This window comes from Janibacter sp. Soil728 (assembly GCF_001428305.1).
Taxonomy (GTDB): domain Bacteria; phylum Actinomycetota; class Actinomycetes; order Actinomycetales; family Dermatophilaceae; genus Janibacter.
On sequence record NZ_LMRZ01000006.1, the window covers coordinates 1 to 22,361 of the forward strand.

A 22,361-nucleotide genomic window follows, 5' to 3' on the forward strand; every position below is an offset into this window, starting at 1 on the left:
CCCGCGACTACCAACCCACCGGTCGACCCCCCGGCCCACAAAAGCAATAGCCGGACCTACATTTCTGTAGGTCCGGCTATTCCGATGTCCTGAGACATCACATGGTAGCGGGGGCAGGATTTGAACCTGCGACCTCCGGGTTATGAGCCCGGCGAGCTACCGAACTGCTCCACCCCGCGTCGTTGCCTTGCAAGACAAACTCTACGTGAATGAACGGAGCAGACCAAATCAGTTGCCCTCGAGGTCCGCCGATCCCCCACCGGGCTGGGCCTTGGCGGCCTCCTCGAGCTGCTTCTTCAGCTCCTTCTGCGCCTCGTCATAGGCGGCGAAGTCACCCTTCTTCAGCGCGTCCTGGCCATCCTTGTAGGCCTTCTGCATGCCGGCGATGGCCGTGCGCACCTTCTTCTGGTCGGCAGTGAGGTTCTTCGGCTCGGCAGGCTTCTTGGGCTTGGTCTTGGTGTCGCCCTTGGGCTCGCCTTCGGCATTGACACCTGCGTCGCCACCGAAGAGCTCGTCGAGGGCCGTCTCCAGGTCCTGCGCCCAGGCGATCTTGCCGCCGAAGCTGGCGACGACGATCCGCAGCTGTGGATAGCTCGTGCCCGACGCGGACGACAGGTAGATCGGCTCGACGTGCAGGAAGCCCTCGCCGACCGGCAGCGCCATCTGGTTGCCGAAGGAGACCTTGGAGCCACCACGGTTGGCGTTGTTGAGGTAATCGGTGAGCGTCTGCCCACCATCACCAGACGTGGCGTTGGAGGAGACGATGTCGTTCTGCACCTGACCGACACCGGGCACCGTCGTGTTGCGCGGCACCGACAGCAACCGCAGCTGCCCGTAGCCGGACGCCGGTTTGCCATCGACCGACCCGGCATCCGCATCGACCGCGAGGTACCCGGCCATGACATTACGACTGCCACGGGGGATGTACGTCGAGGTCAACGACCACGACGGGGCGCGCTGGTCAGGCATCGCCAGCGAGAGGAAGTACGGCGGCTGGGCCACCCCGGAGTCACCGCGCGACGGGTCGTCCGGCACGCGCCAGCGGTCCTGACCGGCGCGGAAGTCGCTCGCCGAGGTCACGTGGTAGTCGGCGAGCACCGCGCGCTGCATCCGGAAGAGGTCCTCCGGGTAGCGCAGGTGCGACATGAGGTCGCCGCTGATGGCTTCCTTGGACTTGAGCAGGCCGGGGAAGGCCTTGTCCCAGGACGCCACGATCGGATCGCTCTCGTCCCACTTGTAGAGGGTGACGGAGCCGTCGAAGGCGTCGACGGTCGCCTTGACCGAGTTGCGCATGTAGTTGATCCGGTCGCCGACCAGCGCGCTGGCCTGCTGCGTCTGCACCGACGAGACCTGGCCCGACTGCACGCCCGACATGGAGAAGGCGGTGCTGTAGGGGTAGTCCTGCGAGGTCGTGTAGCCGTCGACGACCCACTGCACACGCCCGTCGACGACCGTCGGGTAGACGTCGTCGTCAAGGGTCAGCCACGGGGCGACCCGCTTGACCCGCTCCTTGGGGGTGCGGTGCTCCAGCAGCCGCGAGTCCGACCCGACCGCGTCGGAGAGGAGGAATTTCATGTCGCGGTGGGTGATCGCGTAGGCGGTCTGGCGCAGCTTGGAGCCGATCGCGACGCCGCCCTTGCCCTCGTAGGTGTATCGCGACTCCTCGCCGCCGGTCGGCTGGTCGACCTCGCGGGGGGTGGTGGTGTCGCCCTGGCCGACGATCGAGAAGTGGCGCATCTCCTCACCGAAGTAGATCCGCGGCTCGTACTTGCCGATCGCGCTCTCCGGTGAGAGCCACTGCGGGTTGCCGGCGCGAGCCTGGGTGCCTCGGGCCATGACCACGCCGTAACCGTGGGTGTAGACGGTGTGGTCGTTGACCCAGTCACGACGGTCGGCCGGCACCTTGTCGAGGTCGAGCTCGCGGGCCCCGACGACGACATCGGTCATCTCGCCATCGATGTCGTAGCGGTCGACGTCGAGAGTGTCCTGGAAGGTGTAGTAGGGCTGCTGTGCCTGCAGCTCCTGGAAGGTCGGACTGACGATCGCGGGATCGAGCAGGCGGATGCCGGGGATGGACGCGGCATCCTCGCGCAGCTGACCCGACGAGACATCAGAGACGGCGTCGTAGGTCGACGTGTCGACGCCGGTCACCCCGTGCGCGGCGCGGGTGGCGTCGATGTTGCGCTGCAGGTACGGCTCCTCGAGGGAGTTTCGCGAGGGCGAGACCTTGTAGGTCTCCACGAGTGCCGGGTAGATCGACCCGACGACCACGGAGAGGACCACGAGGGTGCCGACGGCGATGGTCGGCAGGCGCCAGGAGCGGCTGCGCACGGAGGCGAGGAAGAGGCCGGCGCACATCGCGGCGGCCACCGCGAGGATGTACTTCGTCGGGATGATCGCGTGGGCGCCGGTGTAGCCGACGCCGGTGAGGACCTCGTTCTCCTGCGTGGTCAGCGCGTGGGCGCTGAGCACATAGCTCCAGGCCCGCAGCATCGCGAGGACGGCCGCGATGATCGCCAGGTGCAGGAAGGCCACTCTCGTCGAACGACCGCGCCCCGGAGGGACGATTCCGCCATAGACGTAGTGGGCGAAGAGCGCGGCGAGCAGCGCCGCGAGCGCAGCCACCGTCAGGAAGCCGACGACGAAGTTCCACCACGGAAGGGAGAAGAGGTAGTAGCCGATGTCGCGGCCGAACTCCGCGTCGGTGGAGCCGGTGGACGTGCCGTTGCGCCACAGCAGCCAGGTCTGCCACTGACCGGCCGCAGCCAGGCCACCGAGGATCCCCAGGACGGACGGGATGGCGAACGCCGCCACCTTGCGGAAGGGCTCGATGGCCCGTCGGTACTGGGCGAGCGCCTGCTCCCCCGGCGTCATCGGCACGCTCATGGGCCGGGTCCGGTGGGCCAGCCACAGGCTCAGACCGATGGGAAGGGCGGTGAGTAGTGCGCCGAGGACGAAGAGGAAGAGCTGGGTGCGCAGGCGCGACCACCACATGTCGGAGTAGCCCAGCGCACCGAACCACAGGGACTCGGTCCACAGGCTCGCGGCGAGGCTGATGAGGAGCAAGACCACCCCGATGACGGCCGCTGCCCTGGCCAACCTGCTCGTGGGCACGCGTCGTGAGGGAGGACCCTCGTCCCGGGGCGGCGGAGCGCCCCCTTCGTCATCCGGCCAACTCGCGCTGCTCATGGTGGGGCCACCGTACCCATCCCTCCTGTGGTGGCGTAGGGCAGCATGGTCCTCGTGCCCGACTCGTCATCTTCCAGCGCCCCCAACGACAGCTCCACCAGCGACAGCGTCCCCACGGCGGAGCCGCTCGCCGTCGCCGCACTCGAGACCGAGCGACACGTCGCCTCGGCCGGGTGGGACCAGAACCCGCGTGTCTTCGCCCTCGTCGACACCGCCGCCCTCATCGCGGCCGAGCCGCAGCTGGCCGCGTCGCTCGACAGCGCCGCCGACCAGGCGCCCGGTGCCCTGAGCGCCATCGAGCAGGAGGATCTGCCGCGCACGGCAAACCTCGAGTCGCTCCTCGGGCGGATGGCGTGGCCGGACTCCGTGGACGGCGTCGCACTGGCCGTCGAGCGGATCGTCATCCCGCCGGGCGCGGAGCGCGACCTGCCGCAGGACCCGACGGCGGCCGTCGACGCACTTGCTGAGCACCCCCAGCGCGAAGACGTCCGCCTGCTCGTCGCCGTCCACCGCGACGGCCGCGCCGTCTGCCTGCTGCGACAGCGCACCAACGACAGCGATGACCGCGTCGCGACGGGCGAGGACATCGCGCCCGGCCTCGTCCACGCGCTGCGTTTGACGCTGCAGGGCTAGCCCTTCGAGACGGTTGCTGCGCAACCTCCTCAGGGAGCGGCCTTGACGACGTCCTGACACGTCGGGAAGCCCGCGGTCTTCCCCTTCGCGATGGACTCGACCGTCGTGCTGGCCTGGCTGAAGTCGTCGACCGGCACCACCTGCAGCCCGTCGGGCACGTGACCGACGACGTCGTTGCAGTTGCTCTTCGGGGCGAGGAACCACGTCGCCCCGCTCTCGTGCGCTCCGACCATCTTCTGGGCGATCCCGCCGATCGGGCCGACCTCGCCGGAGTCGTCGATCGTGCCGGTCCCGGCGATCTGCTTCCCGCCGGTCATGGCGCCCGGGGTGAGCCGGTCGCGGACGGCGAGCGCGAACATCATGCCGGCGCTCGGCCCGCCGACATCACCGGCGTCGATGCGCACCTCGAAGGGGTAGTCGTACTTGGCCTCGACGCCGATGCCGATACCCGCTCGGCCGCCGCCGAGGTCGGTCGTCGTCATCGTGACGTCACGCTCCGCGCCCTTGCGGCGCACCTCGACGGTGACCTCGTCGCCCACCTTGCGGTCGGAGATGCCGTCGACGACGTCGGCGACCGTCGAGGTCTTCGTGCCGTCGACCGCGACGATCTCGTCCTCGAGCTTGAGCTTGCCGGCCGCCGGGTAGCCCTTGCCGATCGAGGCCACGAGATTCACCTGCGGGACCTTGACGCCGGTGCTGCGCATGCCGACCGCGATCGAGTTCTTCTGCGAGCCCTGCATCTGGGCGGCATTCATCTGCTCGATCTCCTTCGCCGAGGTGTCCGGCGGGAAGACCTCGCTCTCCGGGAGGACCCGCGAGGTCTTGTCGAGGTGGCCCATGACCCATTCCCAACCGGTGATGTGCCGGTCAGGGCCGCCGAGGACCCGCACGGTCGTGAAGTACAGGGCCCCGTCCGTGGGGTAGTGCTTGGCGCCCTTGACCACCACGAGCTCGGTCCCGTCACTCAGCGTGCCGAGGGTGTTGGTGGCGGGGCCGGGCTTCTCCACGGCGTAGGGCACCTTGATCAGCATGCCGGCGACGACGACCGCGAGCAGGAAGAAGGACACGGCGAGGATCCACCGGGCAATGCGCTCGCTGCGCGGGACGGTGTGGACCGGGTAGGTCAAGGGACCTCCTGCCCCGGGGGGAACCATCCGGGGCCGCTCGTGGTTGGGTTGAAGGACAGCACATCCTCTCAGGAAGAGACGGGACGTCGACGTGACCAACGACCCCAGCACCCCATCCGGTTCCCCCGGAGACGACGGGCTGCCCCCCGAGATCATGCGGATCTTCCGTGACCTCAACGGCGGACATGACCTGCCCCCGCAGCTCGTCGAGCAGCTCAAGGCCATGGGCATCGCCGACGCGGACCCTGCGCAGGTGGCCGCGATGACCTCCCAGATCAAGTCGATGTTCACCCCCGGCGCCCAGCGGAAGGGGGTCGACGTCACCTCCGCGACAGCGACCGCCCAGGAGCACGCCGAGTCCGAGGACCACGAGATGGGTTCTCGCGAGACGGTCCTCGCGGAGCAGGCCGTGCGCGTCGCCTCGATGTGGTTGGACCAGGTGACCGACCTCGAGGCCCCCGCACTCACCGGCGCCGCGCTCTCCCGCGCCCAGTGGATCGAGGAGACGATGCCCGTGTGGGCCTCCCTCGTCGACCCCGTCGCCGACGGACTGTCCTCCGCGATCCGTGACTCGATGACCGCCCGCCTCGGCGACGCCGACGCACCCGACCTGCAGGCGATGGGCCTGCCCGCCGGGATGGACCTGTCGATGCTCAAGCAGCAGCTGGCTCCCTTCGTCGACACGATGGCCTCCACGCTCATCACGGGTCAGACCGCCGAAGCCGTCGGGACGCTGTCCTCCGACACGCTCACCGCGACCGAGGTCGGGGTCCCGCTCCTCACCTCGCAGGTGGCGATGCTGCCGGGCAATCTCGCGCGCTTCGCCGACGGGCTGGACGTCTCGCTCGACGAGGTGTGGCTGCACCTGGCCGCCCGTGAGGCAGCCCGCATGCGCCTCTTCACCGCCGTCCCGTGGATCGGCCCGCAGATCCTCGCCGCCGTGCAGTCCTATGCCCGCGGCATCGCGATCGACACCGACGCCATCGACGCGGCCGTGCGCGACATCGACCCGTCCGACCCCGAGGCGCTGCAGGACGCGCTCACCGGCGGCTTCCTCAACCCGAGTCCGACTGCGGCACAACGGCAGGCGCTCGTACAGCTCGAGACCTGGCTGGCTCTCGTCGAGGGCTGGGTCGACCACGTCGCCGCCTCGGCGACCCGCGCTCACCTGCCCCACACCGCCGCGATGACCGAGATGATCCGACGTCGTCGGGCGACGGGCGGCCCTGCCGAGAAGACCTTCGCCGGACTCGTCGGCCTCGAGCTGCGGCCCCGCCGGCTGCGGGACGCGGCCAGCCTCTTCGCCGCGCTCGAGGAGCGAGTCGGCGCCTCCGGTCGCGACGGCGTGTGGGCCCACCCCGACGTCGCCCCCTCGGGCGCCGACCTCGACGACATCCTCGGATTCGTCGAGCGCACCGCCACCGGCGGCGGCTCGTCGGAGAGCGCCGACCTCGACGCCGCGCTCGAGTCGATCCTCCGCGAGGCCGACGAGGGTGGTTCGGGCGAAGGAGGCTCGGCCACAGGCGGGTCCGGCCCGGGCTCCCCCACGACCCCGTGAGCACGCACGCTCACCTCGACGAGGACCTGCGCGCACTGCTCGTCGGATGGACCGCGCCCACCGAGGCCCAGGAGCAGCTGCGGCAGGATTATCTGGCCCATCTCGATACCCACGAGGACGCGAGCGCCAAGGCCGGTCCGCCGGCGCACTTCACGGCCTCCTGCCTCGTCGTCGACGAGGCGGGTGAGCGGGTGCTGCTGACCCTGCATCGCAAGGTCGGGCGGTGGCTGCAGTTCGGTGGGCACATCGAGGCGAGTGATGCGTCGGTCGCCGACGCCGCGCTGCGGGAGGCCGTCGAGGAGTCCGGGCTGCCCGCTGGCGCGCTGACGCTGCGGCCGAGGCTGGCCCAGCTGGACCGGCACGCACTCGGGTCCGGCTTCACCCGGTGCACCGAGCACCTCGACCTGCGCTGGGTCGCGGTCGCCGCTGCGGGCAGCGACCCGGTCGTCTCCGAGGAGTCCCTCGACGTCGCGTGGTGGCCGATCGATGCCCTGCCGCCCGACACGGAGGACTCCATCCGGGAGCTCGTCGCCCTGGCCTGACCCTGGGTGGAGGTAAACCCGCGGAGGAATCGTCAGCGAGTTCGAGTCCACCCCCGCGGGCACCCATCAACGGCCTGTGGATGACCGCAGGGGCGTGGGCTCGGACTCCGCCACAGTGGGTGGTCACTGATCCCGGATGACCGAGCGAGCGATGATGCCCCCACCGAACCACCCTCCACGCGAGGCGCGGCTGCGCCCCCTTCGTCGGCCGGACGGGAGTGTCCAGCTCGGCCTCGGTCCCCGATCGGTGCGCCTCCTCGGGCTCACCGACGCCGAGGTGCGCTGGCTGGCGGCCATGGACCCCGGCCGCGCGCTGACACAGGCCATCACCACGGCGGCGCTGGAGGGCATCGAGCCCGCGCGGGCGACGGACGTGCTCGATCGGCTCGTCGCCGGCGGGCTGCTCTCCCCCGTCGCCGTGGACCGACTCCCGATCATCGCCGTGGTGGGCTCCGGTGCACTGCCGGCCCTGCTGGTCGATGTGCTCCGGCAGGGCGAGCAGGTGAGCGTCAGCCGGGTGAGTGCGGGGGGCGAAGGGGGTGACCCCGACCTCGCGGTCGTGGTCAGCTCCGCGCCCGCCGACCCGGCCGCGGTGCACCCGTGGCTGAGCGCTGGCATCCCGGCCCTGCCCCTGTGGTGCCAGCCGGAGCATGCCAGCATCGGTCCGGTCATCGCGCCCGGCGGGCAGCCTTGCCTGCACTGCCTCGACCTGACCCGGATCACCGTCGATCCCGACTGGCCACACCTGCGAGCCCAGCTCATCCGTCCCCGGATCACCGGCCCCGAAGCCACCGACGGGCTCCCGGCCGTCCGGCTGCTCGCGGCGGGGCTGACCACCGCGCTCGTGCTCGACCACGTGGCCGGCCGCCTCGCGACACCCGAGTGGTCCTTCGAGGTTGCCACGCCGGGTCCGACCCTGGAGCGGCACCGGTGGCCGGCACACCCGCAGTGCCCGGAGTGCGGTGACGACGCGAAGGAGGGGCCCGCGACACCCACGCCCCGAGCGAGATCCAGCCACCGCTCAGACTGGGGAGACACAATGGCCGGGTGAGCCAGATCCCCCGAGGAGCCGCCGGCCGTGCCGCGCGGCTCGCTTCCCTGCCGCTCGGCCATGCCGGGCGCAGCGCACGCGGCATGGGCCGCCGTCTGACCGGCACGCCTGCGGCGGTCGTCAACGAGGAGATCCAGCGCCGCACTGCGGAGCAGCTCTTCACCGTCCTCGGGTCGCTGAAGGGCGGCGCGATGAAGGTCGGCCAGGCGCTGTCCGTTCTCGAGGCAGCGATGCCCGAGGACTTCGTCGAGCCGTACCGGGAGATGCTCGTCCGACTGCAGGACGCGGCACCGCCGATGGCCACCGCTCAGGTCCACCAGATCCTCGTGCGAGACCTCGGCCCACGATGGCGGGACGAGCTCGACATCGAGGACACCCCTGTTGCGGCGGCCTCCATCGGCCAGGTCCACCGCGGCGTGGCCGCGGACGGACGCGTCATCGCGGTCAAGGTGCAGTACCCCGGCGCCGACAAGGCTCTGCGCTCAGACCTGCAGCAGATCGCCCGACTGGCCCGCGTCGCGACGACGTGGATGCCGGCCGTCGACATCAAGCCGGTCACTGACGAGCTGCTCGCCGCAGCCGACGAAGAGCTCGACTACGGGCTCGAGGCCGCCAACCAGAGGGCCTTCGCCGAAGCCTTCCGCGACGACCCGAACGTCGCTGTCCCCGATGTCGTCCTCCAGACACGGCACGTGATCGTCGGTGAGTGGCTCGAAGGGGCCTCGCTCAGCCAGGTGATCCGCGACGGCGACCAGGACGTGCGCAACCGCGTCGGCCAGCTCTACCTGGAGTTCCTCCTCGACGGCCCCGGTCGGGCCGGGCTGCTCCACGCCGACCCGCACCCGGGCAACTTCCGCCTCACGCCTGATGGCCGTCTCGGGGTCCTCGACTTCGGCGCCGTCGCCCGACTGCCCGAGGGGATCCCCCCGGTCGTCGGCACGCTCGTGCGTCACGCGCTGGCTGGTGACGCCCAGGCAGTACTCGCCGGACTGCGCAGCGAAGGCTTCGTCCTGCCCGGCATCACGGTCGACGCCGACGAGGTGCTCGCCTACCTGCTCCCCTTCATCGAACCGTTGCGCGAGCCAGAGCATGCCTTCACCCGCGAGTGGCTGCGAGGCGCGGCCAAGGGAGTCACCGACCTGCGAGCGCCGGAGTTCGCCACCGGTCTGCGGATGAACATGCCTCGCGAGTACGCAATGATCCACCGTGTCTTCGTCGGCGCCACCGGGGTCCTCAGCCAGCTCGGCGCAACGATCCCGGCACGTGGGTCGATGGAGCGGCTGCTGCCCGGCTTCGCCGCCGAGTGAGACCAACGTGCATTGCCCTATGGCAATGCGCGTCCGGGTGCATTGCCATAGGGCAATGCACGTCCATGGGTCCAGCGGTGCGGTCGGTCGTGGTCAGGCTTGGGTCTTCGCGGCCTTGGCCTGTGCCTTGGCCGCCTTCTTGAAGTCGCGGACCTCCTGCAGCGAGGTCTCGTCGGTGACATCGGCGACCGAGCGGCGCGCGCCGTCCTCGGCGTAGGGGCCGATGGCCGTGCGCCATCCATCCGGGCGCACGTCGAGCTGCTTGCCCAGGAGGGCGGCGAAGATGCGCGCCTTCTGGTCGCCAAATCCGGGCAGGGCCTTGAGTCGCTTGACCACCTCGGCGGTCTCTACGCCCGTCCAGATCCTGGTGACGTCACCGTCGTACTCGTCCCGCACGACGGCCGAGACGGCCTGGATGCGCCCAGCCATCGAGCGCCCGTACCGATGTACGGCCGGCGGGGTTGAGCAGAGGTCGGCGAAGGCCTCCGGCTCGGCGTCGGCGAGCTGCGCCGGGTCGAGGTTGCCGAAGCGTTCCTTGACCTTCGCGGGGCCGGCAAAAGCCCGCTCCATCGGGAACTGCTGGTCCAGCAGCATGCCGAGCAGGAGCGCGAAGGGGTCTGACGAGAGCAGCTCGTCGGCAGTGTCGTCCTGGGCGATGCGAATGGTGGCCATGCGTACCAGCCTGCCACGTCCACTCTCTTCGCCACAGACGCCAAAAGGCCCCACCCGGGGCATCGGGTGGGGCCTCTGGTCGGGGCCATCGGGCTGGGCGCCACGCGCCAGTCCGTGGGTGCTGATCAACGGAAGCTCAGGTGAGCGGGTCGGGGGTCGGCACGTCGGGCGTCAGCCAGACGGCGTTCCACGTCGGGCACGTAGGCCAGGGGCCGGTCCACAGGACGCAGCCGGGGCAGCTTGAAGAACTTCATCGCAGTCATCTCCTCTCTCGGGGTGCTCATGCGGGCACGGGGTACTTGCGGGGTCGGCCGCGGGGCCGCTTGCGGGGGATGACTCGGCCGGCGTCGAAGAGCTCGCCGCCCCAGACGCCCCAGGGCTCGCGGCGCTCGAGGGCACCGTCGAGGCAGATCTGCTGGAAGGGACAGTTGCCGCAGAGGTCCTTGGCGTACTCGACGCCGGCGGGTGTCTCCGCGAACCAGATCTCGGGCTCCTCCGCCTGGCAGGGCGTCAGACGCTGTATCGGTGGGTGGGTGGTCAAGGCAGTCACGTCGGGATCTCCTGTGTGAGCGTGTGATTCGGTGCTGGTGTGCAGTGCGAGGGGACACGACAAAGGCCGCGGTTCCCGGTGTGTGGGATGCCGCGGCCTGAAAGGGGACCTGAGTCCGTCTGTCTAGACGGGAGGTCTCGCAGGGCGCGGGTCCACGACGAAGGCGGTCTTCGGCTCGATGGCCAGACCTCGGCCACGATCGGTGAAGACGACGCCGCCGATGAGATCGGCGGAGCGCACGAGGGCAGCCTGGGACGGGATGATCGTCATCGTGGTGATGGTGTCCATGGGTGCTGCCCTCCTCTCGTCGTTGCGCTCTTCGGATCACACGCTCGGCATGTCCGACTGACTGGGATCAAACCTAGAGCACACATCGAAGGCGCGCCACCGAATTAATTTCCGGAAGTTTCCGGATCAGTCCTCGGGCTCCCCGGCAGCCGCCTCGGCAACCTCTTCGGGGTCGGCTCCACCGACGACCGCGAGCACCTGGTCGGCGTACAGGGAGAGCTTGCGCGGGCCGACCCCGCTGATCGCGGACAGGTCGCGCTGGTGGGCCGGCTCGGCCTCGGCGATGGCCTCGAGCGTGGCATCGGTGAAGACCACGAAGGCCGGCACGGAAGCCGCTCGGGACACCGCCAGACGCCATGCGCGCAGTCGCTCGAAGGTCGCCTCGTCATAGGTGGGCGGGCACTCCGGGCAGCGACCCGACGCGCGCTCCGTGGCGGTGTTCAGCTCGGTGCCGCACACCTTGCACACCTTGGGGCGGGAAGGCTTGAGCCGGCCTCCGGCCTTGGGTGACGATGACCGCTTGGGGGTCGAGCGAGCCCCCTCACCGAGGATCCCCGCGGTCTGGTCGAGGAAGCGGCTGACCCGCCGGCTCGCGCGGCCGCCGGGGTTGCGCGCCCGAGCCCAAGACAGGTGCAGCACCTCGCGCGCTCGAGTGACGCCGACGTACATCAGGCGACGCTCCTCCTCGATCTCGTCGACGCCCTCGGCCATCCGGATCGGCAGGAGCCCGTCGGAGCAGCCGGCCAGGAAGACGACGTCCCACTCCAGGCCCTTGGCCGCGTGCAGCGAGGCCAGCGTGACGCCCTCGACGTCGGGTGCGTGCTGCGAGGCGATCCGCTCGTCGAGGTCCCGCACGAGGTCGGGCAGCCGAGCGTCGGGGGTGGTCGCGATCAACCTCGCCGACAGGTCGACCAGCGCCTTGAGCGACTCCCACCGGGAGCGCACCGCACCGGTGCTGGAGGGCGGGTCCTCGTGCCAGCCCAACCCGCCGAGCACGTCGCCGACGAGGTCGGGCAACGGCTTGCTGCCATCGTCCTGCCTAGCGGCACCGCGCAGCAGGAGCACCGCCTCGCGCACCTCCTTGCGGGAGAAGAAGCGCTCCCCGCCCTTGACGAGATAGGGCACGTCAGCGTCGGCGAGCGCCGACTCGAGCGCCTCGGACTGGCCGTTGGTGCGAAAGAGCACGGCGATCTCGCTGAGCGGTCGACCCTGCGCGGCGAGCTCCTTGATCTTGCTGGCCACCCACGCGGCCTCGGCCGGGTCGTCGTCGAGCGCGGTGAGCGAAGGGGGGATCCCCCCTTCGCGCTGTGGCACGAGCTCCACCGAACCACCACGACGCTGGCCGTTGGTGTCGGTGAGCATGCGGTTGGCGAGCGTGAGGACCGGTGGGGTCGATCGGTAGTTGCGCACCAGGCGCACCTGCTGCGCCCCGGGGTGGTGCTGCGTGAAGCGCAAAAGGTGCTCCGGGGTCGCCCCGGTGAAGGAGTAGATCGTCTGGGCCGGGTCGCCGACGACGCAGATGTCGCCGCGGCCTCCGAGCCAGAGGTCGAGCAGGCGCTGCTGCAGCGCGTTGACGTCCTGGTACTCGTCGACGACGAAGTGCCGGTACTGGTCACGCACCGTGCGCGCGATGTCCTCGCGCTCCTCGAGGATCCCCACGGTGAGCAGGAGGACGTCCTCGAAGTCGATGACGCCCCGCTCGCCCTTGACGTCCTCGTAGGTCGAGATGAGCCGAGCCATGGCGGTGTGGTCCATGTTGGGCGGTTCGCGACGGGCTCGTCGTGCGGCGGCCGGGTAGGTCTCGGGCGTCAGCAGCGACACCTTGGACCACTCGACCTCGGCCGAGACGTCGCGCAGCTCGGAGCGGTCCAGCCGCATGCCCATGCGCGAGGCCGCCTCGGCGACGGCGGGGCCCTTGTAGGACATGATCTCTGGCGCGGCACCACCGATCGCCGACGGCCAGAAGTAGTGCAGCTGGCGCAGGGCCGCGGAGTGGAAGGTGCGCGCCTGCACCCCCGCGACACCCAGGTCACGCAACCGCGTGCGCATCTCGCCCGCGGCGCGGGCGGTGAAGGTCACGGCGAGCACCCGCTGGGGCTGGTAGGCCCCGGACGCCACGCCAAAGGCGATGCGGTGGGTGATCGCGCGGGTCTTGCCGGTCCCGGCGCCCGCGAGCACGACCATCGGGCCGCTCGGGTTGGCAGCGACCTCGCGCTGCTCGGGGTCGAGCGCGTCGAGGATGTCGTCCGCGGACTGCGGGCCGGCCGAGATCGTCACCCCGGCACTCTCTCACCCGGGCCCGACAGACCCCAATGCAGCGGTCACCCCTGCTCGTCGACCCGCTGCCCGAGCCACCCCTCGATGAGGCGCGCAGAGATCGACAGGCGTCCTGCGGCCCGTGCGTACCCGGCGCCCAGCTCACGGCGGAAGTCCTCACGGGTGAACCAGCGCGCTTCGGCGATCTCGTCCGGCTGGCAGATCAGCTCGGTGCTGGTCGCGCGGGCGGTGCACCCGAGCATGAGCGAGGCGGGGAAGGGCCAGGGCTGATCCGCCACGAAGCGCACGTCGGCCACGCTCACGCCCACCTCCTCACCGACCTCGCGGACGACGGCCCCGGCGATCGTCTCGCCGGGTTCGACGAATCCCGCGAGGACGGAGAACCTCCCTTCGGGCCACCCGATGTTGCGGGCGAGGAGCAGCCGGTCGGCGTCGTCGGTGACGGCCATGATCACGGCCGGGTCGGTGCGCGGGTAGTGCTCGGACCCGTCGTGCGGGCAGCGGCGCACCCAGCCGGAGGAGGCGACCTCGGTCAGCTCGCCGCAGCGCGGGCACCGTGGGTGGCGCACGTGCCAGTTGGCCAGCCCCAGGGCAGTGGCGAAGAGTGCGGCGTGCGCCTCCGGCAGCTCCGAGGCGACCTCGCGCAGGCTGGCGAAGGGAGCGGAGTCCAGTCGCTCCTCACGGGAGGGGCCTCCCTTCGGCGGGAAGGGCCGGCAGGCGGCGACGTGGGCGATCCCCTCGTGGCGACCCAGGTAGAGCAGGAGGGTGTCGGTGTCCTCCGGGGCGGGCGACCGCAGGGCCAACGACCGGTCGGGACGAAGGGGGCTGCGGTCACCGAGCAGCTCCAGGACACGGGTGGCCGGGTCGGCGAGGAGCGTCTCGAGCCACCCCGGCGCGTCTCGTTCCGGGCCATCGCGGTCGATGACCGGTGCTGTCATGGGCAGGTCGCGCATCGGGTCGTGGTCCACGTCACCCACCCTAGGGACCTGGCCCGGATCCTCGCGCGGAGGGCGTTGGTCCCGGCATCTGCACCGCTCTCCTAATACGGTGGGCGGGTGACCTCTCGTGGACCGCTTGCCCTTGCTGCCCTGGCCAGTGCCGCCGTACCAGGCCTCGACCCCAGCTCGGTCGAGGGAGTCGTGGGCTCTGGACCCACCCGATCCTTCGAGGTCGCCTTCGTCCAGGACCACGAGCACCGCCGCTGGGTGATCCGCTGCCCACGCACCCCCGCGGCCTCGGCCCGGCTCGAGCAGTCGGCCGCCCTCCTGGCGCTGCTCACCCGCCGCCTGACGCTGCCCGTCCCCGTGGTCAAGGGCTGGGTCGCACTGCCCGAAGGGGGCCGGGCCGGCGTGCACGCCTACCTCACCGGGCGCATGATCGACCTCGCGTCGATCACCCCGGGCTCCAAGCTGGCCGTCGGTCTGGGCCGCGCCCTGGCGCACCTGCACAACCTCGACCGCCGCGTCTACGAGGAGGCCGGAGTCCCCGTCTACGAGGCGGAGGCCTACCGCACCCGCCGCTTGGCCGAGCTGGACCGTGCTGCCGCCACGGGACGCGTCCCGACGGGCCTGCTCACCCGCTGGGAGCACACCCTCGAGGACATCTCCCTGTGGCGCTTCACGACCACGCCGACGCACGGCGGCATCGGGTCGTCGACGATCCTGGCCACGCCCGACGACGGCGAGGAGCCCGACATCAAGGCACTCCTCGGCTGGGAGTCGGCCCAGGTCGCCGACCCGGCCGACGACCTCGCCGCACTCGTCGGCGAGCTCCACCCCGACAGTCTCGACACGGTGCTGGAGGCCTATGCCCATGCCCGGTCCGACCGCCCGGACCAGCACCTGCAGGAGCGTGCCCGGCTCGTCCACCAGATGCAGCTCGTCCGCACGATGATGTCCGCCGTCGCGGCAGGCGACGACGACGGCGCCGAGGAGCATGCTCGGTCGCTGCGCCGACTCGATGACCAGCTCGCCCGTGAGGACGAGGAGCGCGCGGCGGCCGCAAAGCCCGTCGTCCGGGCCCCTGCCGCCGGCGATGCGAGCGACGAGGCGGCGGCGAGCACTGACACCCAGCCCGTGGCGACTGCGGGTACCCCCGCTGTGGGCTCGACGGGCGATGGAGATGCGGCCGTGAGCAGCACCGATGACGGCGCGGTGAGGGGCGACGGCGGCGACGAGGAGTCCGCCGTCGAGGTCGAGGGCACCGGTGCCCCGACACCGGTCGAGGCCGCCAGTGACGACACCGCCGACGGTGCCGTCACCGAGTCCGGCAAGGCGGACCCAACCGCCACCGATACCGCCGACACGACGAACCAGGTGGCCACCGGCGCGCCTGCGGCTGACGCCTCTAAGACGAGTGCCACCGCGACGGCCCAGATCCCTGCAGCTGCCGAGACCACGCCCCCGAGCGATGGCCCAGCCGCAACCGACGGGGCAACGTCGACAGACAGCGCATCCACGACCGTCACCGCCCCCGTGCCGCGCCTGGTCCGCGAGCACGAGACGGCCGAGATCGTCCCGCTCACCGGCGACGAGGGCGACGACGTCCTGCCGCCGACACCTCGCCGCTGACCGACTCCCGCGGGTGGAGGTGAACTCGCCGACGAATCACCCGCGAGTCGGCATCCACCCGCGCTCCGCGAGTCCGCGAGTCGGCAGCCACCCGCGAAGGGGGTCAGGCGAGTGCGTCGGCCTCGTCCTGCACCACGTCACCCAGCAGGGTGATGATCTCGTCCTCGCTGAGCAGCTCAGGCCGGAGGGTCTCACCCGTCGCCGCGTGGAAGAAGGCGCCGCGCACCCGCTCGGGGTCGATCCCGCGCCACCGGGCGTAGGCGATGCGGTAGGCCGAGAGCTGGACCGCGCGGACCCGGGCCTCGGGCCCTCGTGGCGGCCTGCCGGTCTTCCAGTCCACGACACTCACTCCCCCGTCGTCGTCCGCGAAGACGGCGTCGACCCGGCCGCGCACGGCATGCCCACCCAGGACGATCTCGAGCGAGAGCTCGACCTCGAGCGGGACCCGGTCGGCCCACTCGCTGGCGAGGAAGTGCTCCTGCATCGCCGACAGGTCCTCGTCCCCGAGCGACTCGTCGGCGCTGCCCGGCAGGTCGAAGACGTCGACGAGCCCGGCATGGGCGTAGTGCTCCTCCACCCACGCGTGGAAGGCGGTGCCTCGACGACCCGCCACCTGGGGTGGCCCGGGCATCGGCCGGCGCAGGTCGAGCGCGAAGCCCCGCGGGTCACGCGCCAGCGAGACCAGCTGTGAGGTCGACAGGTGTGCCGGGAGCTCGACCGAGATGTCCTGACCCCTCGCGCGCCGCCGACGCTCACGCTCCTCGAGCAGGATGCGCAGCTGGTCGTCGAGCGGATCTGCGCCGAGGTCGTCGGCCACGGTGTGACGGTCAAGATCAGCCATCTGCGTGGCTGCCGATGCGAGACCCGCCCGCTCCGGGGCAGGTTCGCCACCTGGCCACATCACCTGTCGCGACACCTCGAGGGAGGGGTTGCGGACCTCCTTGGACTCAGGCATCTCGGCCCAGTCGAGCTGCTCGACGACACCCGTCGCGCAGGCCTCGTCGAGGAATCGCGAGGGCAGGCGCGGTTGCTGGCCGGTCGCCCCCCAGACCCACGACCCCAGCAGGAGCTGGCTGCGAGCCCGGGTGACGGCGACATAGGCCAGTCGGCGTTCCTCGAGGAGCCCGTGATCGCCGTTGGCCGCGCGATAGCGCTTGAGCTCGTCCTGCAGCGCCTTGGTCTCAGCGAGCGAGAGGTCGAGGTGCGGGAGACCCTCCCGGTCGCCGCGAAGGGGGAAGGGCACGCCGTCGAGGCCGGAGATCCAGCCCGACTCGTTGACCTGGCCGAGGCTCCACCCACCATCGTCGGAGAAGGAGGAACGCGAGGCGTGCGCGGGGAAGACTCCCTCCGACAAGCCGGGCACGGCCACGACATCCCACTCCAGACCCTTGGCCGCGTGGCAGGTGAGGATCTGCACGGCGTCCTTGGTCGGCTCGACGACGGGTGCTTCCAGGCCCCGCTCCTGCTGGACGGCTGCTTCGATCCAGTCGATGAACCCGCCGAGCGTCGGTCGGTCGGCGCTCGAGGCGAACTGCGCGGCGACATCGGCGAAGGCATCGAGGTGGGCACGGGCCGCACCGGGCGACCAGCCCGGGCGGGAGAGGACCTCGATGTCGACCCCGAGCTCGCGCTCGGCCTCACCGACGAGGTCGGGCAGCGACATGCCGGCTCCACGACGCAGCCGGGAGACCATGCCCCCGATGTGACGCAACCGCGTCAGGGCAGCATCCGAGATCGACTGTCCGGCGTCCCCTCGCCAACCGGGCTCGGGCAGCTGGTCGAGGGCATCGATGATCGTCACCACGTCGTCCGGACCAGGCCGTGGCCCGCCGTCGGCAGCCGCCACCCCTGTCTCGGCGGCGACCTCTGCGGCGACCTCGGCCCTCGCCTCGCGGCCGAGGTGCCGGGCCCAGGCACCGAGCCCATCGAGGTCGGCGGGGCCGAGCAGCCCGGGAGGTCCGGTGAGCAACCGCATCAGCCGGTCCCCGCGCATCGGGTCCTGCACGATCGTCAGCAGCGAGATGACGTCGGCGACCTCGGGGGTGAGGAGCAACCCACCCAGGCCCACGACCTCGTGCGGGATGTTGCGGGCGGCGAGAGCCTCGGCGATGAGGGTGAACTGGCTGCGTTTGCGGCACAGCACCGCAGCGCTGCGGCGAGCCGCTCCCCCGTCACCGGTGCCCCGACGGGTCTCGATCCACTCCGCCACGCGGGCCGCCTCGTCGTGGGCGGTCTGCGTGCGCAGCGCCTGCACCTGACCGCGCTGGGCACCCGGTCGGGAGCGAAGGGGGGTCACCGGCACCCCGCTCACCGCACCGAGCGGGCCGGCCGCCGCGTTGGCGACCTCGAGGATCGTCTCGTCGTTGCGCCAGCTCGTCGACAGGTGCTTGACCGGAGCCTCATGCCCTGCCGTGGCGAAGTACCGCGGGAAGGTCGCCAGCGTCGTCGCACTGGCCCCACGCCAGGCGTAGATCGACTGGTGCGGGTCACCGACTGCGGTCACCGCCGCTGGCGTCTGGCCCTGCGGTGCGTAGAGCTCGCGCATGAGGACCAGCTGGGCCTCCGAGGTGTCCTGGAACTCGTCGAGCATGACCACGCGGAAACGGTCGCGCTCGGCCTGGCCCAGGTCGGGGAAGCGTGTCGCGAGCGCAGCGGCGAGCGCCATCTGGTCGGCGAAGTCCATGACCGACCGCTCGCGCTTGACCGCGCGGTAGCGCTCCACGATCGGCAGGATGAGCCGCTGCTGCGCCATCGGGGTGATGACCTTGCTGCGGAAGTCCTTGGTGAAGTCCTTGCCCGAGGCCGCCACTGCCTCGAGGTGGGCCAGTGCCTGCCGGGAGAAGTCCTCGATGTCCTGCGGCGTGCACAGGTGCTCAGCCAGCTCACCGGCGAGCGAGACGATCGCATTGGTCACGGTGGACTCGACCTTGTCGATGTCCTCCATCGGGCCGTCCCACGCGAGGACGACCTCGTGCGCGAGCTGCCAGGTCGCCGCCTCGGAGAGCAGTCGCGAGTCCTTCTCGTAGCCCAGCCGCAGGGCCCCCTCACGCACCAGTCTCCCGGCGTAGGAGTGGTACGTGGAGATCGTGGGCGTCCCGCCGAGGCCGTCGGCCTCGACGCCCTCGGCAGGAGTCCACACCCCGGTCTGCTCGAGCGTCGCCAGCCGGCGGGCGACCCGCTCGGCCAGCTCGCCCGCGGCCTTGCGGGTGAAGGTCAGTCCGAGCACCTGCTCGGGCGTGACGAGGTCGTTGGCGACGAGCCACACGACGCGGGCGGTCATCGTCTCGGTCTTGCCGGAGCCGGCGCCCGCGACGACGAGGAGCGGCTCGAGCGGGGCCTCGATGATCTCGCGCTGCTCATCGGTGGGCGGGTGCTCCTGACCCAGCGCACGGGCGAGGTCGACGGCACCGATCGTGGGCGGCCAGGTCATCTCAGGCGTCCCCCTTCGTCATGGGCGGGGCAGGAGGAGCGGACCGGGCAGATGCGGCAGCGCCCCTCCTCCGGCTGGGCGGCGAAGGTGGCCGCAGCCATCCCGTCGGCCGCTCCGGTGATCAGGTCGTGGAAGTGCCGCGGCTCGTCCGCGGCGCTGAGCGGCTCTTGTCCTTGCACGGCGTTCTTGGAGTTGCGCGCCTTGCCCAGGTGCACCAGAGCCGCCCCGGCACCCTCGGTGCCGTGATCGCGGAAGCCGCCCTCGGCGATCGCCACCTGGTAGGAGCCCAGCTGCGGATGCTCGGCCAGGTCCTTGCTCGTCGGCGCGGAGGAGCCGGTCTTGTAGTCGATGACCCGCACGCGCCCCTCGGCGTCCACCTCGAGGCGGTCGACGCTGCCCTGCAGCACGGCTCGGCCCAGCTCGACGCGGAATCGCTCCTCCGTCGCGACCGGTCGCCACCCTTCGGTGGCCGCTCGCCGGTGGTACTCCGCGAGCCAGTGCGCCATCGCCCGGGCGCGCTCGAGCTTTTGGTCGGTGACCCAGCCGGGCGCCATGCCCAGAGTGGGCCACCGTCGCTCGAGCTCCGCCTGGAAGGCCTCCTCCCCTGCGTCGCCGAGGTCGTGCGCGAGCGCGTGGATGAGGGTGCCCACCTCGGCCGAGGTCTGGCTCGGCCCGTCGCCGCCGGACGACTGCAGGAGCCAGCGCAGGCCGCAGTCGGTGAACATCTGCACCTTGGACGGACTGACCGTGACCGCGGCGTCCTCGTGCCGGACCGGGCGGGTGTCGCTGAGGTCGCGCAATGCCCACCACGACGAAGGGGAGGCCCCCGCCACTCCTGCGGTGGAGAGCAGTGCAAGCCGGGCGACCGCCCGCCCCGCCGCAGCCGGGTCCGTGGACGCCAGCTGCTGACGCAGCTGCGCCACGAGGCCGGTGAGGTCGAGCGGGGCCGCGACATCGGTCGGCTCCCGCCGCAGGACGTCCTCGGGGAGCGGGTCGACGATGTCGAGGTAGACCGACGGCTGCTCGTCCTCCGCGGCGACAGCGGTGACCAGCACACGATCGGTGGCCCGGGTGAGGGCGACGTGGAAGAGGCGGGTCTCGTCATGACGGACCGCGGCCGCGGCGCCGGCCCCGGTGTGGTCACGACCGGTCACGATGTCGACGAGGCGCTCGGAACCCAGCAGTGAGCCGCGCAGCCGCAGGTCCGGCCAGACGCCCTCCTGCACTCCCGCCACGACGACCGTGTGCCACTCGTTGCCGGCAGCGGTCTGCGGGGTCACGAGGGCGACGGCGTCGGCGTCGGGGCTGCGCGCAGCGAGGGAGTCGGCCGCCACAGCCTGCCCGGCGACCGCGTCGAGGAAGGCATCGGGCCCGGACGCGGGCAGCGCGTCCTGGTGCGCGGCTGCGGCGTCGAAGAGCGCCACGACGGCATCGAGCGCACGGTCGGCCCTGGCCCCGGCAGCACCACCGGCGAGCGCAGCGGCACGCCAGGCATCGGCCACGTCGGCGGCCTCCCACATCTGCCAGAGGACCGACTCCGCGGACACGCCCGGGGACCACCCCGCCCCGGCCTCACCGGTGCGTGCTGCGGCGCGCCCGGCAGCGACGACGAGCGCGAGCCGGTGCAGCGGCAATGCGTCGTGACCGAGGTGGATCAGGTGATCGGGGTCGAGCACCTGCTCACCGAGCAGCTCGTCGCTCGTGCGGATGCCTTCGGCCGCGAGCTCGTCACGGCGCAGCGCCCGTCGCAACCGGCGGACCGCGACGGTGTCGGCCGCGATGAGTGGGCTGGCGAGCAGGTCGACGACATCGGCCGCGGGGACGGTCGCGATCCGACCGCGCGCCAGATCGACGACGAGGGAGAGCAGGTGCAGCAGGGGCCGGGCCGCGGGCTCGTCCCGGACCGCCACCCGGTGGGCGTCACCGAGCACGGGCACACCACGAGCGGCCAGGACCCGGCGCAGGGTCGCCTGCCGGGCGGCCCCGCGGACGACGACGGCCATCCGCTGCCACGGGACACCGTCCAGCAGGTGCGCGGCACGCAGCTCGTGGGCGACGAAGGCGGCCTCCTGGGCGCTCGAGTGCAGCACATGCGCCTCGAGTGCGCCGCCGGGGCGGACGGGGCCCGCCACCCTCTGCACCCCACCGCCGAGTGCAGCGATCTTGGGGACGACCCTCGCTGCCGCTGCGTGCACCTGCTCGGGCAGGCGGTGACCGTGGCCCAGGACGAGAGTGGTGACCTGACGCCCGGTCCAGTCTCCGGCCAGGTGGTGCGGGTCTGCTCCGCGGAAGCCCTGGACCGCGACGTCAGGGTCACCCACGAGGACCAGGTCGACCCCCTCACCGGTCAGCGCGCGCAGCAGCCTGGCCGCCGGTGCCGTGAGCTCCTGCGCGTCGTCGACCACGACGACCCGCATCCCGGAGCGCACTCGCTCCCTGGCCTCGGGGTCCTCCTCGAGCAGCTCTGCGGCGGCGGTCAGCACCCACGCCGGGTCGAAGGCGCCCGGTCGCGACAACGCGGTGACCTCGTCGTACTCGCGGGCCACCTCGGCCGCAGCGATCCACTCCGGGCGACCGTGCGTCCGCCCGAGGCCAGCGAGGTCATCCGGGGTGACACCGTGCTCGATGGCGCGCATGAGCAGGTCGCGCAGCTCCTCGCGGAAACCACGCGTCGCGAGTGCCTCGACGAGGTCCTGGGGCCACTGCGGGCCGGAGGCGCTCTCGCGGTGCCCTGCGAGCAGCTCACCGAGGACGAGGTCCTGCTCGGCGCCGGACAGCAGTCGTGGCGCCGGGTCGCCCCGCAGCACCGCGTGCTGACGCAGCACGGCAAATCCGAGCGCGGGCATGGTGCGGGCCATCGGCTCGGTCGTCGCCCCTGTCAGCCCGGCCGTCACCGCGTCACGGGCCGTCGCCGCCGACAGCCGCGTCGCCGCGACCAGCAGGACCTCCCCGGGCGAGCACTCACCGCGCGAGACCCGGTCCAGCACCGCCGCGACGGCCACGGTGCTCTTGCCCGTGCCGGGCCCGCCGAGCACACGCACGAGATCTCCTCGCGCGGCCACGGCAGCCGTCTGGTCGGCGTCGAGGGACACGACGGACGAGGGCCCGTCGGAGAACGGGGCCCGCAGATGCACGGTGGGGAGCTGCTCGGTCACGGACCCATCCCA

16 protein-coding genes and 1 tRNA gene are annotated in these 22,361 nt (G+C 71.5%); 6 read left to right on the top strand and 11 right to left on the bottom strand.

The window, feature by feature from the left end:
* Positions 1-102: 102 nt before the first annotated feature.
* Both ASG73_RS13245 and ASG73_RS13250 read right to left on the bottom strand, forming a co-directional pair.
* Positions 103-179, bottom strand: a tRNA-Met gene (locus tag ASG73_RS13245).
* Between the two features lie 49 nt (positions 180-228).
* On the bottom strand, positions 229-3,189 hold the full coding sequence (locus ASG73_RS13250) for a UPF0182 family membrane protein (protein WP_082567248.1): 2,961 nt from the start codon (positions 3,187-3,189) through the stop codon (positions 229-231).
* Positions 3,190-3,234: 45 nt separating this feature from the next.
* On the opposite strand from ASG73_RS13250, the gene ASG73_RS13255 reads away from it, so the two are divergent.
* Positions 3,235-3,822, top strand: coding sequence for a PPA1309 family protein (locus ASG73_RS13255; RefSeq protein WP_055996129.1), 588 nt, complete (start codon positions 3,235-3,237; stop codon positions 3,820-3,822).
* 29 nt (positions 3,823-3,851) lie between these two features.
* Here the strand turns inward: ASG73_RS13255 and ASG73_RS13260 are convergent, their stop codons facing one another.
* Entirely contained in the window at positions 3,852-4,949 is a 1,098-nt protein-coding gene (locus tag ASG73_RS13260; RefSeq protein WP_055996132.1) for a YlbL family protein, read from the bottom strand.
* Between the two features lie 91 nt (positions 4,950-5,040).
* On the opposite strand from ASG73_RS13260, the gene ASG73_RS13265 reads away from it, so the two are divergent.
* From ASG73_RS13265 to ASG73_RS13280, 4 genes are all read left to right on the top strand, one after another.
* The gene (locus tag ASG73_RS13265; RefSeq protein WP_055996135.1) at positions 5,041-6,507 is read left to right on the top strand and encodes a zinc-dependent metalloprotease; all 1,467 of its coding nucleotides are present in this window, start codon (positions 5,041-5,043) and stop codon (positions 6,505-6,507) included.
* The gene (locus ASG73_RS13270; RefSeq protein ID WP_055996138.1) at positions 6,504-7,049 is read left to right on the top strand and encodes an NUDIX hydrolase; all 546 of its coding nucleotides are present in this window, start codon (positions 6,504-6,506) and stop codon (positions 7,047-7,049) included. The genes ASG73_RS13265 and ASG73_RS13270 overlap by 4 nt, the downstream gene beginning before the upstream one ends.
* A 154-nt stretch (positions 7,050-7,203) precedes the next feature.
* Complete coding sequence (locus ASG73_RS13275) at positions 7,204-8,100, top strand: TOMM precursor leader peptide-binding protein (protein ID WP_162253990.1); 897 nt, start codon at positions 7,204-7,206, stop codon at positions 8,098-8,100.
* Positions 8,097-9,407, top strand: a complete 1,311-nt coding sequence (locus ASG73_RS13280; RefSeq protein WP_055996144.1) for an ABC1 kinase family protein — start codon at positions 8,097-8,099, stop codon at positions 9,405-9,407. The genes ASG73_RS13275 and ASG73_RS13280 overlap by 4 nt, the downstream gene beginning before the upstream one ends.
* A gap of 93 nt (positions 9,408-9,500) precedes the next feature.
* Here the strand turns inward: ASG73_RS13280 and ASG73_RS13285 are convergent, their stop codons facing one another.
* The 6 genes from ASG73_RS13285 to nudC all read right to left on the bottom strand — a co-directional run bounded on the left by ASG73_RS13285 (position 9,501) and on the right by nudC (position 14,162).
* Positions 9,501-10,079: an HhH-GPD-type base excision DNA repair protein gene (locus ASG73_RS13285; RefSeq protein ID WP_055996147.1), complete on the bottom strand. Its 579-nt coding sequence runs from the start codon at positions 10,077-10,079 to the stop codon at positions 9,501-9,503.
* Between the two features lie 125 nt (positions 10,080-10,204).
* Positions 10,205-10,363, bottom strand: coding sequence for a hypothetical protein (locus tag ASG73_RS17950; protein WP_156466297.1), 159 nt, complete (start codon positions 10,361-10,363; stop codon positions 10,205-10,207).
* Complete coding sequence (locus tag ASG73_RS13290; RefSeq protein ID WP_055996150.1) at positions 10,360-10,629, bottom strand: WhiB family transcriptional regulator; 270 nt, start codon at positions 10,627-10,629, stop codon at positions 10,360-10,362. The genes ASG73_RS17950 and ASG73_RS13290 overlap by 4 nt, the downstream gene beginning before the upstream one ends.
* Before the next feature lie 123 nt (positions 10,630-10,752).
* Positions 10,753-10,917 carry a hypothetical protein gene (locus ASG73_RS17955; RefSeq protein ID WP_156466298.1) on the bottom strand — a complete coding sequence of 55 codons (165 nt, stop codon included), beginning with the start codon at positions 10,915-10,917 and terminating at the stop codon, positions 10,753-10,755.
* Positions 10,918-11,043: 126 nt separating this feature from the next.
* Entirely contained in the window at positions 11,044-13,194 is a 2,151-nt protein-coding gene (locus tag ASG73_RS13295) for an ATP-dependent DNA helicase UvrD2 (RefSeq protein ID WP_055996152.1), read from the bottom strand.
* 44 nt (positions 13,195-13,238) lie between these two features.
* Positions 13,239-14,162, bottom strand: a complete 924-nt coding sequence (nudC, locus tag ASG73_RS13300; RefSeq protein WP_055997506.1) for an NAD(+) diphosphatase — start codon at positions 14,160-14,162, stop codon at positions 13,239-13,241.
* A gap of 87 nt (positions 14,163-14,249) precedes the next feature.
* On the opposite strand from nudC, the gene ASG73_RS13305 reads away from it, so the two are divergent.
* Entirely contained in the window at positions 14,250-15,764 is a 1,515-nt protein-coding gene (locus tag ASG73_RS13305; protein WP_082567251.1) for a phosphotransferase, read from the top strand.
* 103 nt (positions 15,765-15,867) lie between these two features.
* Here the strand turns inward: ASG73_RS13305 and ASG73_RS13310 are convergent, their stop codons facing one another.
* Both ASG73_RS13310 and ASG73_RS13315 read right to left on the bottom strand, forming a co-directional pair.
* The gene (locus ASG73_RS13310; protein ID WP_055996158.1) at positions 15,868-19,194 is read right to left on the bottom strand and encodes an ATP-dependent helicase; all 3,327 of its coding nucleotides are present in this window, start codon (positions 19,192-19,194) and stop codon (positions 15,868-15,870) included.
* A complete protein-coding gene (locus tag ASG73_RS13315; RefSeq protein ID WP_235499458.1) occupies positions 19,191-22,349 on the bottom strand; it encodes an ATP-dependent helicase in 3,159 nt (1,052 codons plus the stop codon). Before ASG73_RS13315 ends, ASG73_RS13310 begins: the two co-directional genes overlap by 4 nt.
* Between the last annotated feature and the right edge of the window lie 12 nt (positions 22,350-22,361).

What these genes read in the sequence shown, in the direction of transcription:
- ASG73_RS13250 (WP_082567248.1), bottom strand. Translation starts at nt 3,189, where the DNA reads ATGAGCAGCGCGAGTTGGCCGGATGACGAAGGGGGCGCTCCGCCGCCC.
- ASG73_RS13255 (WP_055996129.1), top strand. Translation starts at nt 3,235, where the DNA reads ATGGTCCTCGTGCCCGACTCGTCATCTTCCAGCGCCCCCAACGACAGC.
- ASG73_RS13275 (WP_162253990.1), top strand. Translation starts at nt 7,204, where the DNA reads ATGCCCCCACCGAACCACCCTCCACGCGAGGCGCGGCTGCGCCCCCTT.
- ASG73_RS13285 (WP_055996147.1), bottom strand. Translation starts at nt 10,079, where the DNA reads ATGGCCACCATTCGCATCGCCCAGGACGACACTGCCGACGAGCTGCTC.
- ASG73_RS17950 (WP_156466297.1), bottom strand. Translation starts at nt 10,363, where the DNA reads ATGAGCACCCCGAGAGAGGAGATGACTGCGATGAAGTTCTTCAAGCTG.
- ASG73_RS17955 (WP_156466298.1), bottom strand. Translation starts at nt 10,917, where the DNA reads ATGGACACCATCACCACGATGACGATCATCCCGTCCCAGGCTGCCCTC.
- ASG73_RS13310 (WP_055996158.1), bottom strand. Translation starts at nt 19,194, where the DNA reads ATGACCTGGCCGCCCACGATCGGTGCCGTCGACCTCGCCCGTGCGCTG.